This is a genomic window from Streptosporangium sp. NPDC050284 (assembly GCF_044459525.1).
Lineage (GTDB): Bacteria > Actinomycetota > Actinomycetes > Streptosporangiales > Streptosporangiaceae > Streptosporangium.
The window spans coordinates 144,317-165,908 of sequence record NZ_JBITIZ010000012.1 but is presented as its reverse complement, the minus strand read 5'-3'; the positions used below and the strand labels follow the sequence as shown (position 1 = coordinate 165,908).

12 protein-coding genes are annotated in these 21,592 nt (G+C 69.8%); 3 read left to right on the top strand and 9 right to left on the bottom strand.

Features of this window, described 5'->3' with window-relative positions; translation table 11 throughout:
* Positions 1–49: 49 nt before the first annotated feature.
* Positions 50–1,261, top strand: coding sequence for an ornithine--oxo-acid transaminase (rocD, locus tag ACIBH4_RS27020; RefSeq protein WP_362502221.1), 1,212 nt, complete (start codon positions 50–52; stop codon positions 1,259–1,261).
* 128 nt (positions 1,262–1,389) lie between these two features.
* Here the strand turns inward: rocD and ACIBH4_RS27015 are convergent, their stop codons facing one another.
* From ACIBH4_RS27015 to ACIBH4_RS27000, 4 genes are all read right to left on the bottom strand, one after another.
* Positions 1,390–1,821 (bottom strand): hypothetical protein, encoded by a 432-nt coding sequence (locus tag ACIBH4_RS27015; protein ID WP_362501536.1) that lies wholly within the window; start codon positions 1,819–1,821, stop codon positions 1,390–1,392.
* The gene (locus tag ACIBH4_RS27010) at positions 1,814–8,095 is read right to left on the bottom strand and encodes an RHS repeat-associated core domain-containing protein (RefSeq protein ID WP_362764013.1); all 6,282 of its coding nucleotides are present in this window, start codon (positions 8,093–8,095) and stop codon (positions 1,814–1,816) included. Before ACIBH4_RS27010 ends, ACIBH4_RS27015 begins: the two co-directional genes overlap by 8 nt.
* Positions 8,096–8,210: 115 nt before the next feature.
* Positions 8,211–12,296 (bottom strand): LamG-like jellyroll fold domain-containing protein, encoded by a 4,086-nt coding sequence (locus tag ACIBH4_RS27005; RefSeq protein WP_362764010.1) that lies wholly within the window; start codon positions 12,294–12,296, stop codon positions 8,211–8,213.
* A gap of 421 nt (positions 12,297–12,717) precedes the next feature.
* Positions 12,718–14,277, bottom strand: a complete 1,560-nt coding sequence (locus ACIBH4_RS27000) for an alkaline phosphatase D family protein (protein WP_362501530.1) — start codon at positions 14,275–14,277, stop codon at positions 12,718–12,720.
* A gap of 255 nt (positions 14,278–14,532) precedes the next feature.
* On the opposite strand from ACIBH4_RS27000, the gene ACIBH4_RS26995 reads away from it, so the two are divergent.
* Positions 14,533–15,825: a Glu/Leu/Phe/Val dehydrogenase gene (locus tag ACIBH4_RS26995; RefSeq protein WP_362501528.1), complete on the top strand. Its 1,293-nt coding sequence runs from the start codon at positions 14,533–14,535 to the stop codon at positions 15,823–15,825.
* A gap of 190 nt (positions 15,826–16,015) precedes the next feature.
* Here ACIBH4_RS26995 and ACIBH4_RS26990 read toward each other — a convergent pair whose 3' ends face one another.
* A complete protein-coding gene (locus ACIBH4_RS26990; RefSeq protein ID WP_362501526.1) occupies positions 16,016–16,960 on the bottom strand; it encodes an NAD-dependent epimerase/dehydratase family protein in 945 nt (314 codons plus the stop codon).
* 121 nt (positions 16,961–17,081) lie between these two features.
* Between ACIBH4_RS26990 and ACIBH4_RS26985 the strand changes: the two genes are divergently transcribed.
* Positions 17,082–17,783, top strand: coding sequence for a TetR/AcrR family transcriptional regulator (locus ACIBH4_RS26985; RefSeq protein ID WP_362501524.1), 702 nt, complete (start codon positions 17,082–17,084; stop codon positions 17,781–17,783).
* Positions 17,784–18,025: 242 nt separating this feature from the next.
* On the opposite strand, the gene ACIBH4_RS26980 is transcribed toward ACIBH4_RS26985, so the two are convergent.
* The 4 genes from ACIBH4_RS26980 to ACIBH4_RS26965 all read right to left on the bottom strand — a co-directional run bounded on the left by ACIBH4_RS26980 (position 18,026) and on the right by ACIBH4_RS26965 (position 21,533).
* Positions 18,026–18,577, bottom strand: a complete 552-nt coding sequence (locus ACIBH4_RS26980) for a hypothetical protein (protein ID WP_362501522.1) — start codon at positions 18,575–18,577, stop codon at positions 18,026–18,028.
* A 148-nt stretch (positions 18,578–18,725) separates the two neighbouring features.
* A complete protein-coding gene (locus ACIBH4_RS26975; RefSeq protein WP_362764007.1) occupies positions 18,726–19,997 on the bottom strand; it encodes an FAD-binding protein in 1,272 nt (423 codons plus the stop codon).
* A gap of 238 nt (positions 19,998–20,235) precedes the next feature.
* Entirely contained in the window at positions 20,236–20,622 is a 387-nt protein-coding gene (locus ACIBH4_RS26970) for a TraR/DksA C4-type zinc finger protein (protein ID WP_362501518.1), read from the bottom strand.
* Between the two features lie 296 nt (positions 20,623–20,918).
* A complete protein-coding gene (locus ACIBH4_RS26965; RefSeq protein ID WP_362501516.1) occupies positions 20,919–21,533 on the bottom strand; it encodes an SSI family serine proteinase inhibitor in 615 nt (204 codons plus the stop codon).
* Positions 21,534–21,592 lie beyond the last annotated feature (59 nt).

Sequence of the window (21,592 nt, the reverse complement as noted above, 5' to 3'; positions counted from 1 at the left end):
CCAGACGTACCGGGTGGACCGGGCATATCGGGGAGGGGCGGATCATCGGATGACCGGCACCGACGACTTCATCGAGCTGAGCGAGCGCCGCAGCGCGCACAACTACCACCCCCTGCCCATCGTGATCCACGAGGCGCGGGGCGCCTGGGTCGTCGACGTGGAGGGCAGGCGGTTCCTCGACTGCCTGTCCGGCTACTCCTCCCTGAACTTCGGACACGGCAACCCGAAGATCATCGCAGCGGCGCAGGAGCAGCTGTCACGGCTCACCCTGACCAGCCGCGCCTTCTTCCACGACCAGTTCGCCTCCTTCGCCGCCGGGCTGGGCGACCTCACCGGCAAGGACATGGTCCTGCCGATGAACACCGGCGCCGAGGCCGTGGAGACCGCGATCAAGGTAGCCCGCAAGTGGGGCTACGAGGTCAAGGGCGTGGCCGCCGAGCAGGCGAACATCATCGTGATGGAGGACAACTTCCACGGCCGGACCACCACGATCGTCGGTTTCTCCACCGACCCCGACGCCCGGGGCGGCTTCGGCCCGTACACCCCCGGCTTCAGGATCGTGAAATACGGCTCCGTCGAGGCCATCCACGAGGCCGTCGACGCCAACACGGTCGCGGTGCTGCTTGAGCCCATCCAGGGCGAGGCCGGGGTGCTGGTACCGCCGGACGGCTACCTCACCCAGGTCCGCGAGCTGTGCACCGCGGAGAACATCCTGATGATCGCCGACGAGATCCAGTCGGGTCTCGGCCGTACCGGCGAGACCTTCGCCTGTGACCACGAGGGCGTCGTCCCCGACATCTACGTGCTGGGCAAGGCCCTGGGCGGCGGCGTCGTCCCGGTCTCGGCGATCACCGCGAACGAGGACGTGCTCGGTGTGATCAGGCCGGGACAGCACGGTTCCACCTTCGGCGGCAACCCGCTCGCCTGCGCGGTCGCGAACGCGGTCGTCGAGATGCTCGGCACCGGCGAGTACCAGGCGCGGGCCAGGGAACTCGGCGAGGTCATGCACGAGAGGCTGCGCGGGCTGATCGGCCACGGTGTGGTCACCGTGCGCGGGCGCGGCCTGTGGGCGGGGGTCGACATCGACCCGTCGCTGGCGAGCGGGCGTGAGGTCTCCAAGGCGCTCATGGCCCACGGTGTGCTGGCCAAGGACACCCACGGCTCGACCATCCGTCTCGCCCCGCCGATCGTCGTCTCCGAGGAGGACCTCCTCTGGGCGGTCGACCAGCTCGGCGCGGCCCTCGCCGAACTGGCGAAGTGAACCACTCCGGCCGAGCCCTCGCATGAAGGAGCCGGTGCGGCTCTCTCGCGTCCTGGACGCGAGAGAGCCGCACCGGCTCCGTCACGTTTCCGTCTCCCGGTGCCCGCTCGGGGCCCGGGAGACGACTCCTACGTCGTCCAGCCGTCGCGGGTGGTCAGGCCCAGCCGTCTGCGCCGTTCCTCCTCCGCCACCAGCCAGGCCGGTCTGGCCTTGGCCGGAGGCCGGTAGAGCCGCTTGACGGCGATCCCGCCGAAGACGAAGGACCCGAGAAAGCCGAGCCCGACGAGCGCGTCGAGGATCTCCTGCCCGGACACCCAGGTGTAGGCCAGCAGCACCGCCCAGAGGGAGAACATGATCGCCCCTGGGAACTGGGCGAAGGGCAGGTTGCGCCACTCCTTCGGCTTGGCCTCGTCGAAGTAGCGCTCGGCCCACGCGCTCTGCGCGTCCGCTCCGCGGAACCGGCGATGGTTGACGAACCCGAGGACCGCCATGAGGGCGGCGGCGAGCACCGCCCACACCGGCGCGTGCGGGTAACCCGTCAGCACGGCTGTCTCATCCAAAGAGTTTGTTCCATCCCTTCTTGATCCCGGAACCGATGGACTTGGCGGTGTTCACCACCGGATCTCGCGCCTTGTCGTAGGCGGCGATGGCGGTGTCACCGACGACTCCGCCGACCATACCTCCGATGTAGGCGCCGGCCGCACCGCAGACCGCCGCGAGGACCACTCCGGGGCTGCACGCCGCGGCCCCGATGGTGGCACCCGCGTAGGCGCCGCCGGCCACCGCGGCGCCGCGGATACCGGCTCGCAGGGCTTTCTCGCCCTTGTTGACGTCCTTTCCCTTGTCGGAGTTCCACTGGGTCAGCGCGCCGTCGGCGAAGGTGGTCACCAGTCCGAACCGGCCCAGGAACTTTCCTGCCTTGGCCAGGCGTCCGCCCCACTTGATGCCGCGCGCCTCGACCCTGACCGACTTGGCGTCGTACCACTTGCGCAGCCCGTTCCAGAACCAGCTGGACTTCCAGTTTCCCTGTGGGTAGCTCGCCGCCTTGAGGGCGTAGATGCCGCCCATCACCCGCCCCTTCTCGGCGACGTTGGTTCCCCAGGTGTTGAGCATGTCGGATGGGCCGCCGAAGCCGTAGGCGAGCCAGCCGAGCGCGGTGAACTTGCGGGGATCGACGCTGCTGAGGGTGTTGGTCTTGACGGTTTTGCCGTAGGAGGTGCTCACGCCGCCGCTCGGCGCCGGGCGGTGCGGCGCACCGCCACCGCCGCCACCGTTGCCGCCGCCGCCCTTGTTGCCGCCGCCGCCACCGCCGTTGAGCAGCGCCGCCAGTGCCCGGATGATCGCCAGCAGGGCGGCGATCCAGCTTCCCCAGAACTTGCCGTCCGGGTCGGTGAAGGTGACCGGGTTGTTGTTCGCGTAGGCGTACCCGTTCATCTGCTGGGGGTCCTGCGGGTCGATGATCGGGTCGACACTGATGAAGCGGCCGGTCGCCGGGTCGTACTCGCGGGCGCCCAGGTGTGTCAGGCCGGTGGAGGAGTCGACGGTGCCGCCGACGAACCCCTTCTCCGAAGGCCATGACCCCGGCGGTGCCCCCCGAAGCTGGCCGAAGGGCTTGAAGCGGCGCTGGGAGACCGCCTGGGTGGCGGCGTTGATCGCGAGCTCACCGGTGCCGTTGTGGTCGTTGGCGACGAAGGTCACCCCCGCCGTGGTCCTGACCGCGACCGCGACCGTGTCATGGACGTAGTACCTGGTCGCGGCGACCTTCGCGGTCGCGGTGTCCAACCGGAGCTCCATGCCCGGCAGGTACAGGGTCGTGGCGGTCGGCTCCCTGCGGATCAGCCGGTTGCCGTCGGCGTCGTAGAGGTAGGAGGTGACCTTGGCCCCGTCGGTGACCTTGCTCAGCCGTCCCTCGACGTCCCAGTCCAGCCTCTGGTCGACGGCGCCGATCTTACGGCTGGTCGTGTTGCCGGTGGCGTCGTAGCCGTAGCTCTCCACGCGAGCACCCGCGCCCCCGGTCTGGGTCACCGAGGCCAGCGCGTGCGGCTGCGGGGAACCCGCGGCCGGGTAGCCGTAGACACGCTGGGTGTCGGCGGTCCCGCCGATGCCGTGCTCGACCTCCTTCGTCCTGTTGCCCGTCGCGTCATAGCCGAACGACTGCCAGTACGGTGCCACCCCTCCGACGAGGTTCACCGCAGGCGTGGTGGCGCAGCTCTGGGTGCCCTGCGTCCACGCCTCGGTCATCCTGCGCAGGTGGTCGTAGGAGAAGCACTGGGTGTCCGTGCCGGACCGGGAGACGTCGGAGACCGCGGTGACGTTGCCCGCCGCGTCGTAGGTGTAGGTGGCGTGGCGGTCCACACCGGCGACGTCCTCACGGTCGACCCGCGCCGACTTCAGCCGCTGTGTGCCGTACTCGTAGGAGTTGGTGAGCCAGACCTTCTTGCCTCCGGTGGAGAGTTCGTACTGCTCGGGTTTGCCGGTGAGGCTGTGGATCGACCTGGTCACGTAGGAGGTGAGACCGGAGGTGGCCGTGGGCCGCCGCAGCTCGTCGTAGGAGTAGACGACGGTCTCGGCCGCCAGGCCGCCCGAGGCGGGGAAGGTGGCGGACTGTACCGTGCCGTCCAGCTTGTAGCGGGTGTCGAACTGGTAGCTGCCCGCCAGTTCCTTCTCGGTTTCCGGGACGGTGATCGTGGTCCGGATCGCCCGGTCCAGGTTGTCGTAGGCGTTGACGGTCGTCGTGTACGCCTGGCCGCCCGCGTTCCTGGTGGAGCTGGAGAGCTGCCCCTTGCGGACCGTGTCGTAGGTCCACGCCGTCAGGACGTTGCCGGTCGCGGACCCCTCACGGACCTCGGTCTTGCGGCCGAGCGCGTCATAGGTGGTGAACAGCTTGGCGCCCCTGGCGTCCTCGGTGGAGGTCACCCGGTCCAGCTCGTCGTAGGTGGACCTGGTCGTGCCCTTGTCCGGGTCGTCCACCCGGATCTCTCTGCCGCGCAGGTCGTAGTGATGGGTCCAGGTGTTGCCCACCGCGTCCTTGACCGTGGCGAGCTTGCCCAGCGGGGTGTAGGTGTAGAGGGTCCGGTCGAAGTCGCCGCTCGGCGAGTCCCCCCGATACTGGCGCAACTCGACGATGTGGTCGCGTGCGTCGGTGAAGGTGGTGACCGGCGTGTCCCCGGTCGGCGGGTCGACCGTGACCCGGCCCCCGGCGTACGAGGTGATCGTGCGCCACTTCTCCTGGGTCTCGCCGTTGCCGACGAGGAACCGCTCGACGGTCACCCGATTGCGGCCGTCGAACTCGAAGACCTTCTGCGACTCGACATTGCCCTCGAAGGCTCCGAAAAGGGTGGTCGAGGGCGCCCCGGTCGAGTAGTACTGCCCGTACTCGCGCGCGACGTTGCCCCGGGAGTCGTAGAGCTTGTCGGAGATCAGCCGCCCGCCGTCCGGTCCCGGGTCCTGGGTCTGACGCAGCCGCAGCCTGCCGTCGTACAACTCGTAGGTGGGCTCGGTCTGGCCGCCCTCGGCGGTCAGCCGTTTCGTGCCGATCGCGATGATCTGACCGTCGGTCACCCGGTAGCTGAACTCCAGGTTCGGTGTCTGCTTGGCCGCCTGGGAGCGGTCTGCCATCCACACCTTGAGCAGGCGGCCCAGCGCGTCGTACTCCAGGTCGGTCCGCTTGCCTCCCGCGTCCACCTTGACCGTCTCGAAGCCGAAGGCCGGGTCGAGTTCCTCGCTCGTGACGTGGGCCGTACCGGGGTCGCCGGGGGTGACCGGTGGCCCGGTGGTCTTCACCAGCGTGGCCAGGCCCGCGGTGTCGGTGTAGGCGACGGTGGTGACGTTGCCCGCGGCGTCCTTGGTGGTGAGTTCACGGCCGTAGGAGTCGTAGGTGGAGATCTCGGTGGGGACGTACGTCGCGGCGGTGCCGTTGTGGCTCGCTATCTTCTCGACCCTGGTGACCTCTCCCCTGTCCGGCGCCGCGCCGAAGGCGCCGTTGTCGTAGAAGGAGCGCCCGTCCTCGATCACGTGTTTGGACCGGTCGGGCGTGACCGAGCAGGCCACCGAGAGGCTCTCCACCCGTGAGGGGAACTTCAGCATCCAGGCGGTCTTGTCCTGCGCGTACGTGGTCCTGACACACCGGTCGTCGGCCGCCGTGGCCAGGTCGCCCTTGTCGTCGACCTGGGTGGCGAGACCCGTGGCCGGGTCGTAGGAGGTCACGATCTCGGTCTCCCGCCACTTCCCTCCGTCCATCGCGGTCCAGGTGTGGCTCTTGGCGACGTCCGTCAGGTTCGCGGTGACCTTCCCCCAGCTCCTGGTACGGCTGGCGGTCTGCTCGCGCCACGGGGTGTTGACCGTCTTGACGGCCACCGCGCCGCCGACCCCCTCGTACTCCGTCCGCTTCAGCTCAAAACCCTGCAGCGCCTCGTGGTCGACGTGCGTTCCGCCCTCGCCGTCGGCGACGGAGACCTTCTTGGTGCCGCCGTCGGCGTCGAGCCGGTCACCGTCCATGCCCCGCAGGAACAGGCGCTCGTTCTGGGAGCGCAGGTCGTTCCAGCCTCCCGTCTTGATCCGCACCCGGCCGTAGCCGCGCCACTGCGACCAGGTCTTGTACTTCTCCTTGGTCATGCCGTCGTCATCGTCGTAGTGCCAGGCGGCGCCGTCGAGGTATTCGTAGGTGGTGAGCATGTCCGGCGCCTTGCCGGTCCTGTCGCTCTGCACGACCTGGGTGACCACGTACTTGTGGAACCAGTCCCGGATCGGGTCGGCGTAGCCGGCCGGTGTCCACTTGACCGGGAAGCAGCGCCGGGTGTTGGTCTCCGGCGTCGGCAGCGAGGACAGTGTGCAGTCGGCGTCTGAGTAGTTGACGTCGATCTGGCCACCGGACTCGTCATAGATCGCCCCGACCCTGTACTTGACGAACGGCGCGATGTCATCGCCCAGTTTGTCGACCCGGTTCGGCAACTGGACGTGGTTGAACGTCACCGGGGGCAGCGTGATGGCCGGGGACGCCGCATGACCGGTGTGCTGGATCGACTTGACCAGCAGGGCCCTGTCGATGTCGGCGTCGCCCCAGTGGTGGTCCAGCTTCCAGGAGTCGACGTCCCGGTAGGCTCCGTCCGCCTTCAGCACCTGGGTGGTGACCTTGGTCAGCCGCTTGCGTGACCAGAAGGTGGGCGCCAGTGTGCCCTTGGTGCCCTTGCACTCGGTGCCGGCGGCGCAGTTCAGGTCCCAGGGCACGTCCGGCCACCTGGTCGGATGGTCACCGATCTTGTCCTCCGCGCAGTCGGCGGCGGTCGCCGACAGGCAGCGCTCCGAGAGGCCGAAGACCACCCTGGCCGACGGCTTCGCCGAGAACAGGGTGGCGGCGCGCTGGCCGTAGTCGATCCGGTCCAGCCAGCCGCCCCGCACGTAGGGGGTGTCGTCGGCGGGCTTGAGGTTGCGGCCGTAGCGGTTGCCCTCCTGCGTGTAGAAGTAGGAGATGGCGTTGCCCCGTGGGTCCACGACGTAGTCGAGGTTCCACCGGTACGCCTGCTGGCACCAGGAGGTGGCGAACGTGGAACCGTGACAGGGCTCGTCGTCGTCGTCGCCGAAGACCGGGTGGGTCCACGTCGACTTCGTCTCCTCCTTGCCGGTGCTCCAGCCGGGCAGGCGGTTCATGCCGAAGAAGTACTGCACGCCCTCGGTGGTGGTCAGCTTCCAGTACTCGCCGTCGTTGTCGCCGTTGGCCTTCCCGGTGTCCTTGACCCGCTCGATACGCGTGCCGTCGTCGTTCTTCATCCGCCAGGTGCCGTCCCCGGCCTGGACCAGCTCGCCGCCCTTGCCGTTCCAGCTGAGCGTGGCGTTGTCGTAGGCCCAGCACTGGTCGCCCGGCGGGGTGCCCCACTGGTCCTTGGGAGCCCCGTCGTCGGCACACGGCTTGTAGCCGCGTTGGATGTAGCCGGGCCAGTAGTCGAATCCCTCTCCCACCCAGGACGGCTGGTTGTTGGTGTTGGACGTGCGGCCGTCCATCGCGCCCGAGGAGTAGCCGATCTCCACCTTGGGCGCGAGCTCACCGGGGACGGGTGGCACTCGCATCGGGTACGACCAGGCGAAGTCGCCCGACTGCTCGGAGACCGCCCAGGTCGACGAGGCCGACAGCGCCGTCGCCTTGTAGTCGCCCTTGTCACTGGACTCCCCCGCCACCGCGGCGAGCACCGTCGCCTGCGGTGCGGCCGTCACCTCGGCCGACAGCGTTCTCGCCTCGGTGTCGTTGCGCGAGGGGACCTCGGTGCCGGTACGGCACCGCGGCACGTCAGGGGTGGTCAGCGCGCAGGCCGGCAGCCGGACCAGGCGCAGCCGGCTGCCGTAGGACCCGCCGAAACCTCCGGCGAACCCGGAGTAGTCCAGCTCGACACCGACCTGGCCGGTCCCGGGACCGCCCACGGTCAGCACGACCCCGTCCACACCGGCGCGCCGAGCCGCCGCCCGTTCCAGGACCTGAACTTTCACCTCTTCCACGGGGGGCGCCGCCCCCCTGGCCCGTGATTGGGGAGCTCGCACCCGGACCGGCAGCTTCCCCGCGCGGACCGCCTCCCCGCTCGCCGGTACCCTCGCCTCGGTCACTCCCGGCTCCGGCCAGCCCACCGGGGCCGGGTCGGGCTCGGCGGCCGCGGGATCGGGCTTGCGCGGCCTCACCGTCTCCGCCCTGCCGGGCACCACGCGCTCGGCGCTCTCGACCTCGGGACGCTCTCCGTCCGGACCGGCCCCGGCGTACGCCGGCGGCGCCACCAGCAGGCCCGCGGCGGTGACCAGTGCCGTGAACACGGCCAGCCAACGCCGGGTACCCGATTCGTACAACCCCTTCATGAAAATCCTCCGCACAGGCGCAGGCCACCGGCCGCCGCACGCGGCGGCCGGGGCACCTCGGGAAATGGGGATGGGAAGGGGATCGCGGGCCGTGGCCCGCGATCCGTTCCTCAGGTCAGGGGCCGGTCTCGGTGTCGAGCTCGTTGCCCGCGGCCAGCATCTGGATCTGCTCCTGTGTGGCGACTCCCTGGAAGGCCCACACGTCGTCGATCACGCCGGGCCAGTACTCGCCCCAGGCGCCGTCGCCCTTGGTCCGGCCGAGCTGCAACCCCTTCGTGGCGTTGAAGCCCAGCACGTTGAACCGCCACGACACCTGCTCCTCGGTCTGTTCCAGCTCCCCGTTGACGTAGAGCCGCATCTCGTCCTGGAGCGCGTCGTAGGCGATCGCCACGTGGTCCCACTCGAAGCCGGACTGGAAGGCCGAGTGCTCCGAGGTGGGGCGGGTGGCTCCGGTGGCGTCGGAGTCCGGCATCTCGATCTGATAGCCGCCCGCGTTGGCCGGGTCCGCCGGATCCGGCCGGTAGCGGAGGGTGAAGGCGCTGTTGACCGCGCCCTCCTGGCTGAAGACCGTCGCCGGGCGGCCGGGACGGCCCGCGCTGGTCACCCAGCCGGCGACGGTGAAGCTGTCGTCCGTGCGCACCACGGGACCGGCGCTGGCCGCGTAGTCGCCGTCACCGTCCAGGACCAGCGCGCCGGGCGGGGTGCCGACCCAGCCCGCGCCCTGGTCGATGCGGGCGTTGCCGTACAGGGTGACGTGCCGGCCCGCGGTGCCGTCGTCGGCCGCGATGGTCAGCGGGGATCCCGAGGCCAGCGTGGCGATCTCGGAGTCGGTGACGACCTGGTCGAAGATCCGCAGGTCGTCGATCTCACCGGGGAAGAACGACCCGGCCGCGCCGTCGTAGGAACCCGCGCCCAGCTGTACCGGTCCGGTGGCGTTCCACGGCGTGGTGAACGCGGTGGTCGAGGCCAGCTTGCCGTTGACGTAGAGCCTGATCTGCTTGGCCGCCGCGTCGTAGGTCCCGGTCAGATGCGTCCAGACCCCGCCCTGCGGCACCGAGGTGGACTGCGCCCGGATGATCGTGGCGGAGGCGTTGTTCGCGCTGAAACGGTTGAAGATCCACCGGTCGTAGGAGGAGGAGTAGTACAGCTCGAATGCCGGTTTCACCGACGCGGTCTGGGTGGCGATGATCCCCGCGTGGGTGGGTTTGGTGGCGGGGAGCCTCGCCCACGCCGACACCGAGAAGCTCTTGGTGGTGTCGAGCACGGCTCCGGTGGTCTTCAGGTAGCCGTTCGTGCCGTTGAGGGTGACGGCCTTGCCGGACTTCCCGGTCGTCCCGAAGGTGACGGTACCGACCTTGCTCGCCGGGTGGACGCCGCCCGCCTCCTCGGCGCGGGTCGCGCCCGCCGCCTCGTCCAGCTTCCAGTACGCCTTGCTCGCCCGGACCGCCGAGGCCGAGTCGTTCAGTTTCCAGCGGGCGTTCACCACCGGGTGCTGGCTGAAGAGGTTGCCGACCTCCTCCGCGGTGACGATCCGGTCGAAGATCCGCAGGTCGTCGATCTCGCCGGGGAAGAACGCGTCCGGGACCGTGCTGTACAGGCTCGCGCCGAGCTGTACCGGTCCGGTGGCGTTCCACGGCGTGGTGAACGCCGTGGTCGAGGCCAGCTTGCCGTTGACGTAGAGCCTGATGTGCTTGGCGACCGAGTCGTACACGCCGACCAGATGCGCCCACTCCCCGCCCTGCGGCGCGGTGGCCCCTATCGCCCGCACGATCGTGGCGCTCGTGCTGTCGGTGCTGAACCTGTTGAAGATCCACCGATCGTAGGAGGAGGAGTAGTACAGCTCGAAGCCCGGTCGCGCCGTGCCCGCCTGGGTGGCGATCACTCCGGCGTGGGTGGGTTTGACCTCGGGAAGCCTCGCCCACGCCGACACCGAGAAACTCGCGGTGGTGTTCACCACCGGAGCCGTGGTCCTGGCGTACCCGGTGGCGCCGTTGAACTGCGCGGCGCTCTTCGAGACGCCGTCCACCCCCAGCGTGACACCGCCGGTGACGGTGGCCGGGAAGGTTCCCCCGACGTCCGTGACCTGAGGGGAGTCGATGGGCTCGTCCAGCGGCCACTCCGCCTTCGCCGGCGCTCCGGTCTTGACCCTGAAGGCGTGGCGGCCGATCTCGCTGACGTTGCCGGCCGCGTCGAAGGCCTGGACCGTGACGTAGTTCAGTCCCGCGTGCTCGGGCGCGATGTCGATCGTCACCGGCCCGCCGTTGGTGGCGGGCTTACGCTCGTTGGCCTGGGTGGGGTTGCCGTTGATCCCGAACCAGTACTTGACGACGTCGCTTGAGGTGGAGGTGGCGGTGAAGCGTCCGTAGCGGCCCACCCCGTCGTACCACGGGTCGAGCTCGTCCTCGGGATCCGATTCGGGGTAGGCGGTCGAGGTCAGCGCGGGGGCGGCCGGCACGCTCTTGTCATAGGTGTAGTAGCAGCCGGTCGCGTCGCCCGCGTAGCTCCACGGACTGTACTGGTAGCCGTCCCAGGTGCGTACGGACCAGGCGATCGTCTTCTTCTCGGGGATCGTCGAGGGCATCTTGACCTGGAACGTCGATCCGGTGGTCTTGGGGCCGATCCTGCCGGAGGTCCATTTCGTCGCGCCGTCCCAGCTGGCCTGGAACTCGGCGTACACCTTCTTGGCGTCGGCGGAGTCGGAGTCGTGCAGCACCGCCGAGAGCGTCGGGGGCACCCGCACCGCCGGGGCCGGGGAGTAGACGCACTTGCCACCCGGGGCCATCGTCAGGTTGGACATCTTCGGCTGGGGCGGCGGGGTGTTGTAGTTGACCCGGAGCCAGGCGTCGTCGGCGAACCGTTTCCACCCCTTCGGGTCGGTCTCGTATCCGGCCCTGAGTCCGAACGTGGTGGTCGACCACTTGCCCGCCGCGGCGTCCTTCACCGCCGCGGTCGCGTTGAACTCCACGTCGCCACCCGGGCAGTCGGAGGACCAGCCCTTCGCCACGTCCCGGGTGGCGAGGTGTTCAAGCCAGTTGTCCTTGGTGGAGTTCCAGGTCGAGCCCTCGACGAACCCCTTGGTCCGCCAGAGCTGCACGGTACGGCCGTCGCAGGAGTAGGACCAGGTCTCCTTGGCGACGAACTCCGCGGAGATGATGTGCTTGCCCGCGTAGGCGCTGGTGGGCATCCGGTAGAAGATGCGCTTCACGTCCGAGGGCGCGCACCTGGCGTCACCCGAGCAGTAGCCCATGCCGGAGTCGGCCTTGCCACTGAACTTGTAGTACGACGTGCTCGGGTAGGTGCGGGAGACGTATCCCCAGGCGGACGCCTTGACCGTCTTCCACACCGGGTCGATGTAGACGGGGAACCGCGTGTCGGGGGCGGTCAGCAGCGTGGCCTCGGGGGTGAGGGTGAGCGAACCGTCCTCGACGGCGGCCCCGACATCGGCCACCTTCGAGGTCGGGGCGGGGCCCCTGGCGAGGTCCTCCTCGGGCTCGGCCGTCGTGCGTCTCGCCGTCTCAGCAGGCGCCGTCTCAGCAGGCGCCGTCTCAGCAGGCGCCGTCTCAGCAGGCGCCGTCTCAGCAGGCGCGCTTCCGGCCTGCGTGCCGGAGTCCCACATGATCGCCGACGGGGCCTCGAAGACCGCGCCCCCTCCCTCGGCGTCGACGGCACGCAGTCGCCCGTCCGGCTCGGCGCGCACCGCCAGCTCGGTTTCGCCCAGGTCGAAGCCGAGCCGGGCGAGGGCTCCGTTCTCCGCCGCCTCCCTGGTCTTCACGACGAGCGTGTGCGCGAACCCGTCGGTGTCGGCCCGAACGACCAGGTCGATGTCCTTGAGCACCGAGCGGTAGACGGCCGAGTCACCCTGCAGTTCCGGTTCCGGCAGCTTTTCCGGCCACTTCAGCGACATCTCCCGGCCGGCGCGCGCCATCCGCACCATGGGCTCGTCCCCTCCACCGGAGAGGGTCAGGTCGACGGTGGAGGCCTTGGGCCCGATGGACCCGTCGGGCCTGCGGATCAGGGTGACGTCCGGCGCCACCCAGGAACTGTCCTGCCGGACCCTGACAGGGCGAAGGTGCTCCACCGCGGTGAAGGAACCGTCGGGATTGGCGAAGACCTCCCTGCTCTCACCTCGCTTGGCGAGGATCTCCGTGCTGCGGCCCGTCTCGCGGGCGATCCTGCCGGCCTGCTCATCCGTCGGAGCCACCGGCTCCGCCGAGGAGGCGACGGCTCTCGGAGCCCCTCCATGAACGTCGATCGCGACTGTTGACCCCGTAGCGATAACCCCGGCGGCCAGTACGGCCGCCAGGCCCCGTAACGTTGACATGCGCCTCACCAGAAAAAGGGATGACGGCAGCACAAAGCTGTGTCACCTGGTAGAAAAGGGGCAAATCAGCGCTGATGATCACCATGTAAAACCGAGTGAAGCTCGATGTCAACGTTTTTTATGATCAAAACGGGCACACCCGTGGCCCCTGGTAAGCGATTTCCGCATCATCCCAGGTGAGCGCGCCTCACAGGCTCCCTGGCGCGCGAGAAGAACGCCGCGGCCCTCCAGCCGGCCTCCAGCCGGAAGATCGCGACGGCCCCCGGCCCTCTTCGGCACACGGGGAACGGAGGGCGCTCCGCTAGCCCTCCTCCAGCTTCACGACGGTGATCTCCGAGACCTCGGTTCCCGTGGCGGTGTCCCAGCGGACCGACGTGGGGGCCGTGTCCAGGGAGAGGGTCGCGACCGCGTTGGAGAACCACGGGCCGTCGGTGATCCGCCACTTGAAGGGCGGCTTGGGAATCCTCGCCGTGCGGGAGAGCGTGCGGCCGATCAGGCTCGCGATGCCGAACTGGGCGACGATGTTGGCCAGGCGGAGGGTGCGGCTCAGCGGGTTGCGGATCGGGGAACAGACCAGCTGGTAGATGGGAAGGTCACGCGCCTTGGCCACGTAGGAGTAGTGCACGTCGCCGGAGAGCATGATCACCGGCTTTCCCAGCCCGGCCAGCAGCTTGGACAGGTCTTCGAACGAGCGGCGGAAGGCCGCCCAGTGCTCCAGGTCGACGGCCTGGCGCAGGGCCTCGGCCCAGCGCGCCACGGTCTTGCCCCAGGCCCCCTGGGCGAGGGCCTCGTTCCAGTTCTGGATGTGGTGGATGCCCGCGGGGAGCAGGAACGGCACCGAGGAGCCGATCACGAAACGCTTCGCGCCCCCCTTGTGCAGCTGCTCGGTGAGCCACTCCCACTCCACCGGGTCGATCATGCGCCGGTCATCGGGGTCGAGCTGGCGGGAGCAGCGGGAGTCGAGCATGATCAGGCGCGTGTCGCCGAGGTCGCGGGCGTAACTCCACCGGCTGTCGGCGGGAACGTCGTAGGCGTGCTCGGCGAAGGCGTCGAGGACCTCGGCGCCGTCCCCCTCGGCCGCGCACACCTTGCTGAGCAGCTCGTCCGAGGCGCGTTCCTCCGGCGACAGGTTACCCAGGTGCTGGTAGACCCAGTAGGCGCCGATCCCGGAGATCACCCGGTGCCGCCACCACGGCACCTCCTCCATCGACGTACGCCAGGAGATGGAGGTGTTGAAGTCGTCGCGCAGGTCGTGGTCATCGAAGATCATCGCGCTGGGCACCGTGGAGAGGAGCCAGCGGATCTCCGGGTCGGTCCACGCCAGGCGGTACAGCTCGGCGTACTCCTCGAAGTCGGCGATCTCCTTCTTCGGCTCGGTGTCCCTGCGGCCCGCGATGAACTCCAGCATCTCCGCGGACGGCTCGTCGGCGTAGACCTGGTCACCGAGCAGCAGCAGCAGGTCGGGCCAGCGCTCGTCGGGCGTCTCGGGCAGCGTGCCACCGTACGCGCGCAGCACGTCCACCCCGTGGGAGATCGTGTACACGAGGTCGTGCGGCACGCTGGTCCGGCACGAGCCGAACATGACGCGATTCGGACCGTCGGGGCCGAGCAGGCGGATGCGGCTCGGCGGCTGACCGATCAGGGGCCACACGGTCTCCCCGCCCAGACGCACCTCGTAGGCGCCTCCACCCTCCACGTCCACGATCGCGTAGTGGTGACCGTGGACGGTGAACGTCCTCGCCTCCGAGCGCACGCCACCGACCTCGACCGTCACCTCGCACGGCTCGCTCGTCTCCATCCACACCGACGCGCTCGTCTCGTCCACATAACGCAACATCGGCCCGACCACAAGTTCCGGCACTTTCATCCCCTCGACTGCACCACGGTAGGAATCCTGACCGGATCCTGGCGAATCTATGTTTTACTCCCAGATTGCCCAGGGGAGCAGGCAGATAACAACACACCTCCTGCTCGCGGGCTCGCGACCGGATCCGCGGATCAGTCATGAGAACGAAACACGGCCCGACCCTGCGGGCAAAAAACCGCGCCTAGTCTGATCGTGACCATGTGCCCCGAGCGGAGCAAGGGCGCTTCGCTCACCGTACGGAGGTATCCCTTGAGAACGCTCACGGTGCCGTCGACGACGCCGGCCGCCACCACTCCCGTCAGTCCCGGCCGACAGGCCCTCGACTCCGCGCTCCTCCAGCTCGACCGGGCCTCGGACCGGCTGAGCCTGGACGACAACCTGCGCACCATGCTCGCCACCCCCCGCCGCTCGCTCACCGTCGCGGTCCCGGTCCGCCGCGAGGACGGCCGGATGGACGTCGTGCAGGGTTTCCGGGTGCAGCACAACACTACCCGCGGCCCGGCGAAGGGAGGCATCCGCTTCCACCCCCGCACCGACGTCCACGAGGTCACCGCCCTGGCCATGGGCATGACGTGGAAGTGCGCGCTGGCCGCCATCCCCTACGGAGGGGCCGAGGGCGGCGTCTCCCTGGACCCGGCCTCGTTGAGCGCCCGCGAGCTGGAACGGGTCACCCGGCGCTACGTCAACGAGGTCCTGCCCATCATCGGTCCCGAGCGGGACATCCCGGCCCCCGACGTCGGCACCGACGAGCGCACCATGGCCTGGATCATGGACACCTACTCGGTGAACGCGGGCTACCCGGTGCCCGGCGTGACGATCGGCGGCCCCGTCTCCCCCGGCGGCGCGCCCGACAGGGCCGGGACCGCGACCTCCCGCGGCGTGCGGATCGCCGCGCTCAGAGCTCTGGGCGGCTCTCCCGAGGGCCGTACCGTCGCGATCCAGGGCTTCGGCAAGGTCGGTGCCCCCGCCGCGCGCTACCTCGCCGACGCGGGCTGCCTCGTGATCGCGGTCTCCGACCGCACCGGGGCCGTGATCGACCGCTCAGGGCTGGACGTCGACGACCTGCGGGCCTGGTCGGAGGAGACCGGCGGGGTACGCGGTTACCGCCGGGCGGACGCGCTGTCGTGGGAGGAACTGCTGGAGCTCGACGTGGACGTGCTCGTCCCCGCCGCCATGCAGGGGGCGATCACCGAGGAGAACGCCACCAGGATCAGGGCCGGCCTGGTCGTGGAGGGCGCCAGCTCCCCCACCACGCCCGGCGCGGACCGCGTCCTCGCCGACGCGGGCGTCACCGTGGTCCCCGACATCCTGGCCAACGCCGGCGGCGTGATCGTCTCCTACCTGGAGTGGCTGCAGGACATGCAGGCGCGTCGCTGGAGCGCGCGCGAGGTCGACGCGAGGCTTCGCGGCATCGTGCAGGACGCGTTCGACACGACCGCGGCGGTCTCCGCCGAGTACGGGATCACCCTGCGCGAGGCCGCCCATGTGATCGCTGTCGGCCGGGTCGCCGACGCCCACCGGGCACGCGCGCCGCACCCCTGAGCCCTGGATCGCGCATCGGCCCGGCCTCGCCGGCACCGGAATTCGAGAGTGTCCACGACACGGACACCCCCGACCTCCCCGTCGCCCGACCTGGCCGCGGCCACTCGAAGAGGGCGCCCATTCCCGTCGCGTACGGGATGCGCCTCCCCGTGACGGGTCGCCGCCCCGTCCCCGCCGCAGGGGATGCGTCTCACGCCGCCACGGCCAGGCGTCCGCGCCACCACGCGAGCGTCGCGGCCAGCGCCTCGTCCATCGGGGTCGGCGCGAGGCCGAAGGCCGCCTGGGAGGCGTCGGAGTCGAGGACGAAGGGACGGACGAACTGGTAACGCAACTCCTCCAGCTCCCTGAGCATCGGTGAGAAGACCCCGCCGGTGCGCAGCATCCAGTGGGGCAGGGCCTTCACCCCCGGGTCGGGGACTCCCGCGAGCGCGCACAGGCGCTCGGCGATCTCGCGCACCGGCATCGGCTCGTTCGTCGGAACGTGCCACGCGCACCCCCAGGCGCGCTCGCCCTCGCCCGCCGCGACCAGGGTCCGCGCGACGTCGGGCACATACGTCCAGCTGTGCGGCTGGTCGGGGTCTCCGGCGAAGCGTACGGTCCTGCCGGCGAGCAGCGCGGGGACGAACCTCTCCCCGAGGTGCGACTGGTCCAGGCAGCCGGGGCCGAAGTAGTCGGATCCGCGCACCTCGGTCACCCTGACCCGGCCCGCCTCGTGCGCGGCCAGGGCGTCCCGCCACACCTTCACCCGGATCGCGCCCTTGACGCTGGGCGGGTCGAGCGGGTCGTCCTCCCTCATCGGCCGGTCGGGCGCCGCGTAGACGTACAGGTTGCCGAGGATGACGTATCCGGCGCCGGTGGTCTCGGCGGCTCCCAGCAGGGACGCGGCGAGCGGCGGCCAGTCGCGCGCCCACTCGTGGTAGCGCGGGTTGACGCAGTTGTAGAGGACGGCGGCGCCCCGGGTCAGGGCGGTCAGCTTCTCGCGGTCGCTCACGTCGGCGGCGACCCTGCGGACGCCGGGCAGGTCGGGGCCCGAGCCCGAGCGGCTGAGGAGGACGACCTCGTGCCCCTGCCCTGTCAGCAGCCTGGCGACCTCGGAGCCGACCTGTCCGGCTCCCGCGATGACGTGCTTGGCCATGATTCCTCTTCCTTTGCGGTGGCTTACCCGTTCCGTTATGAGAGCAATGCTCTCGCTAGAGAGCACTGCTCGTCAAGAGCAGTGCTCTCGTTTTTTGTCGGTGCTCTGATATGGTCGCGACATGAGTTCGAGCCTCACCGCACGCGAGAGGGTCAGGGCCGAGCTGACCCGCGAGATCACCGATGTCGCCCGCAGGCAGCTCGCCGTCGACGGCGCGAGCGGCCTGTCCCTGCGCGCGATCGCCCGCGAGATGGGCATGGCCTCCTCGGCGATCTACCGCTACTTCCCGTCCAGGGACGACCTGCTCACGGCCCTGATCATCGACGGCTACAACGCCGTCGGCGAGGCCGTGGAGAACGCCGACGCGGCCGTCCCACCGGAGGACCACGGGAGGAGGTGGATGGCGGTCTGCCACGCCGTGCGGGACTGGGCGCTCGCCCACCCGCACGAGTACGCCCTGCTGTACGGCTCACCCGTCCCCGGCTACCGCGCCCCCCAGGACACCGTCCCCGCCGCGCTCCGCGACACCGTCGTCTACGGCCGGATCGTCTCCGCCGCCCACCGCGCCGGAGCGCTGAACCCGCCCGACACCTCTCACCCGCCCGTCCCGCCGTCCTTCCACGAGGACGCCGCACGCGTGCGCGAACTGATACCCGACGTCCCCGACGACGTGGTCGTCCGCGGCCTGATCGCCTGGACCGGCCTGTTCGGCTGGATCGGCTTCGAGGTGTTCGGCCAGTTCGACAACGCGATCCTCGACCCCGCCTCCGCCTTCGACCACGCCATGCGCTGCCAGGCCCGCACCCTCGGGCTAGCTGTCTGATACGTCATGAGTTGGCCGGATAATTCACCCACCACAGCACGGCCTCGGCATGCGTGCTGTTTGTCCTTATGTGTCACACCAGGCTGCGGAGAGGTGGTCGATCGCGCCGTACTCGACGTATTCGTCCGGCACGAGTCCCAGGATCTCTCCGGCGTCGGCCAGACGTCCGCCCGGCGATCCACGGCCCCGAGGGGCCGTGGGACGACGGTCTCCGTGAGACCGTGTGAACGGCCGGAAGCCCTCTACCGGGCGAACCTCTTGCGCGCGGCTCCTCGGATGACCTGGCCCGGCCGCTGCTGCTCTCCGTGCAGGGAGGTGAGCACGACGAGCAACCCGGTGACGGCGGGGATGACCCACTGCATGAGACGCAGCTGCTGTTGCGTCTTGGCGACGTCCTCCGGGGTCTCCTTCTCCGGTTTCACGGCACCTTCCACCGGCACGTCGCCCGCGTCCGCGAGTTTGGCACCGAGCACCCCGGTGTAGGCGGTCGCGGCGAGTGCCCCGGCGGTCAGCACGGCCTTGGCCGCGGTGCTCGCCCCCACCCCGCGCTGGTACGCCACGCGCCGCCTGTTGGCGGACAGCAGACCGAGCGAGCCGACGAGAAAGGCGCCGACGCTCGCCGCGCTGACCGGCGCCCACCTGCCCCATCCCGCGTTCGCGACCCGCAGGCGCTCACTCCTGTCGCTCACCACGGCGGTGGCACCGTTGAGGCCGACCGCGCCCATCAACGATCCCCCGAACCAGGCGGCCAGCCCGACATCGTGCATCGCACGCACGACCGTATTGCGTTCCATGCTCTCCCCCTCATCACCAGCGCTGGATTCACGAGCTCTAACGGTGGATATCGCACTGTTATCACTGTGATGGGAGTTGACTACCCTGATCCGGTCGTAAGATCCGCTTGTGAGTTGATGTCCGGATCAAGGTTGAGGCTGGGAACCGTCAGGAAGAGAAGACACGGGCGTCGAGGAACGGGTTACGGAACTTGCCCGTGGGATCGAGGTCGGCGGCCAGGCGCCGGAAGTCCGGGAGCCGGTCGTACAGGGAGTTCAGGCGCTCGGGTCCCATGAGGAAGAGTTTGCCCCAGTGCGGGCGGGCCTCGAAGGGCTCCAGCGACTCCTCGACCACGGCGAGCACCCGGCTCACCGCGGGCCAGTCCTTCTTCCAGGTGAAGTGGACGGCGACGACGTCCTCGCGGTAGGCGGTGCTCAGCCACAGGTCGTCCGCCGCGACGGTGCGGATCTCCGAGATCTGCAGGACGGGGGCGATGACGTCCCTGACCGCGTCCAGCGCGCGGAGCGCGGCGAGGGCGTGGCGGCGTGGCAACAGATACTCCGACTGGAGCTCCTCCCCGCTGCTCGGGGTGAAGTCCAGGCGGAAGTGCGGCAGCCGGTCGTACCAGGGGCCGGGGACGCCCATCTGCGCGGTGCAGTTCACGGCGGAGATCCCCGGCAGCGGGTGCCGGTCGGCCGTGGCCGCCGTGGCGTCCAGCCAGCGCGGCGCCGCCTCCCACGGACCGGACTCCTCCTCGCGGCGCTTCACCCACACCTGGTCGATCCGGGGGCCGCTCCAGCCGGTGAACAGGCTCACGCTGTACGCGGCGGAGAGGACCTCCTCGAAGTGCTCCTCCAGGCGCGCCCACGGCAGGTTCTCGTAGACGTACTGCCGTACCTCGAAGGCCGGGACGACGTCGAGGACGACCCTGGTGACGATGCCCAGTGCGCCGAGGCCGACGACCACCCCGGCGAAGCGGTCGCCGTCCTTCTCGCGGCCGAGGACGGTGATCTCGCCGTCCGCGGTGACGAGTTCGAGGCCGGAGACCGCGGTGGCCAGATTGCCGTTGGCGACGCCGGAACCGTGCGTGGCCGTGGCGCAGGCGCCGGCGACCGAGATGTGCGGCAGGGAGCCGAGGTTGGGCAGCGCGTAGCCCTCGCCGTACAGCCACCGGCTCAGCTCGCCGTAGCGCACCCCGCCACCGACCGTGACCGTGCCCCGCTCCGGGTCGAGTTCGAAGGCGGCGGGCAGGCCCTCCAGCGAGACGAGGTCACCGCCGGGACGGTCGGCGATCTCGTTGAAGGAGTGGCGGGTGCCGAGCGCCCCGATGGCGGCGCTGCTCGCGACCACCTCCTGGAGCTCCTCGACGTCGCCGGGGCGGTGGATCCGCGCGGCGCCGTAGGTGATGTTGCCCGCCCAGTTCAGCAACCCTCTGGTCACGATGTGCCCTCTCCACGCCTCACGCCAGGCCGTACGCGGCGGATGCGCGCCACACGCGGCGATCGTGCCGGAACACGGACTCACTCGGGTGACCGGGCGGGGGCACGGATCGCGGCCGGGCGGTCGTGGTCGTGGCCGTGCGCGAGCACGGCCCATGACCGGTGATCGCGCGAGACGCGACGGCGGGCATTGCCGCCCCCAGGGTAGTTCAGAAATGTCGGTATATCACCGCGGGCCTTCACCGGCCGCGGGCCGCGCACTCGATGCAGGTCCTGGCGATCGGGCGTGCCTTCAGGCGCTCCAGGGCGATGGGGCGCCCGCAGTCGTCGCACACGCCGTAGGTGCCCTGCCGAAGTCGCCCCGCCATCTCGTCGAGATCGTCGAGATGGGCTTGTGCCCTGTCGAGCAGGGCCTGGAGATGGGACCGTTCGAAGGCGATCGTCGCCCCCTCGGGGTCGTGCTCGTCGTCGTTGCTCACCAGCGCCGACGACTCGACGAGGTCGTCCCAGTCACGTGTCAGCGCCGCGATCTGGACCACCGTCCTCTCGCGGTCCTCGGCGAGCAGATCTCGTATCGCCGCCCGCTGGGAGGAGGACAGCACGGTTTTCCTAGGCCGCTCGCCCATCGCCGTCTCACCTCGTTCTGTCGCGGATCCGCTCCTGGCCGTGAGCATCGTCGGCCTGTTTCTTGAGGCCACTGACCTGTGTCTTTCCCTCAGTTCAGGGCGCGCGAGGGGGAACGGCCCGTACGGCGGCGGGGGCACCCTCGCCGCCGTAGGAGCCTTTTACGGGAACGGGAACCGATGATCGGGCCGCCGTTCGATGGCGGGAACGCCCGATCCTCTCCGGCACCCATCAGCGGGCCGTCGCCTGTCCCGGACGCCGCCCCGTGCCCGGAGCGGCGTGTTCCACGGGGCGGGTGTCAGAAGGAGAAGATCGGCCCTGTCGCGGTGCGCAACTCACACTGGTTGCTGAAGGTCCGCTGGTATCTGATGGAGCGGCCGTTCCAGGTACCGGTCGCGGAGACGACGATGGGGTCGTAGTACTGCGGGCAGGCTCTCCACGGCAGCCTGATGCGGGCGGGGTCGCCCTGCGCCCGGAGCAGCAGCGAGCATGCCTGGGTTCCTTCGGGATGCATGCCGTAGAGCGGCGCGCATCCGAGGCGAATAGTCCGCTTCCTGCCTATCCGCGAGACGGTCAGCGTGAGGTGCTTGGCGTACGGGCCTCCGGCCGTCGGCCACGGCGGGGGCACGATGGGCGGCCGGGGCGGCATCGGGACCGGAATCGGCGGAGGCGGGATGGGCTGGCCCCACGGCGGGTGCGGGATCGAAGTGGGCCAGGGCGGCATCGGAACGGGCGGGGTCGCGACGGGCCGCGGCGGCATCGGAACGGGCTTGGGCGGAACCGGGAGCGGATCGGCGATCGACTGGGTCACGGGCGGGTCAGGTATGTGGTTCGGTGGTGACTGCGTGTCCGCGGTGGCGGTACCGCTGAGGATGACGAGCCCGGCGGTGGCCAGGCCGAGAATACATCGCATAGATTCCCCCGATGAATACGAATTTCGCATGTAACCGATAAGTCGTTTTCGGTTGATTC

Coding starts and splice junctions, on each gene's coding strand:
- rocD (WP_362502221.1), top strand. CDS start 50: ATGACCGGCACCGACGACTTCATCGAGCTGAGCGAGCGCCGCAGCGCG.
- ACIBH4_RS27010 (WP_362764013.1), bottom strand. CDS start 8,095: ATGAAGGGGTTGTACGAATCGGGTACCCGGCGTTGGCTGGCCGTGTTC.
- ACIBH4_RS26990 (WP_362501526.1), bottom strand. CDS start 16,960: ATGGCCAAGCACGTCATCGCGGGAGCCGGACAGGTCGGCTCCGAGGTC.
- ACIBH4_RS26985 (WP_362501524.1), top strand. CDS start 17,082: ATGAGTTCGAGCCTCACCGCACGCGAGAGGGTCAGGGCCGAGCTGACC.
- ACIBH4_RS26980 (WP_362501522.1), bottom strand. CDS start 18,577: ATGGAACGCAATACGGTCGTGCGTGCGATGCACGATGTCGGGCTGGCC.
- ACIBH4_RS26970 (WP_362501518.1), bottom strand. CDS start 20,622: ATGGGCGAGCGGCCTAGGAAAACCGTGCTGTCCTCCTCCCAGCGGGCG.
- ACIBH4_RS26965 (WP_362501516.1), bottom strand. CDS start 21,533: ATGCGATGTATTCTCGGCCTGGCCACCGCCGGGCTCGTCATCCTCAGC.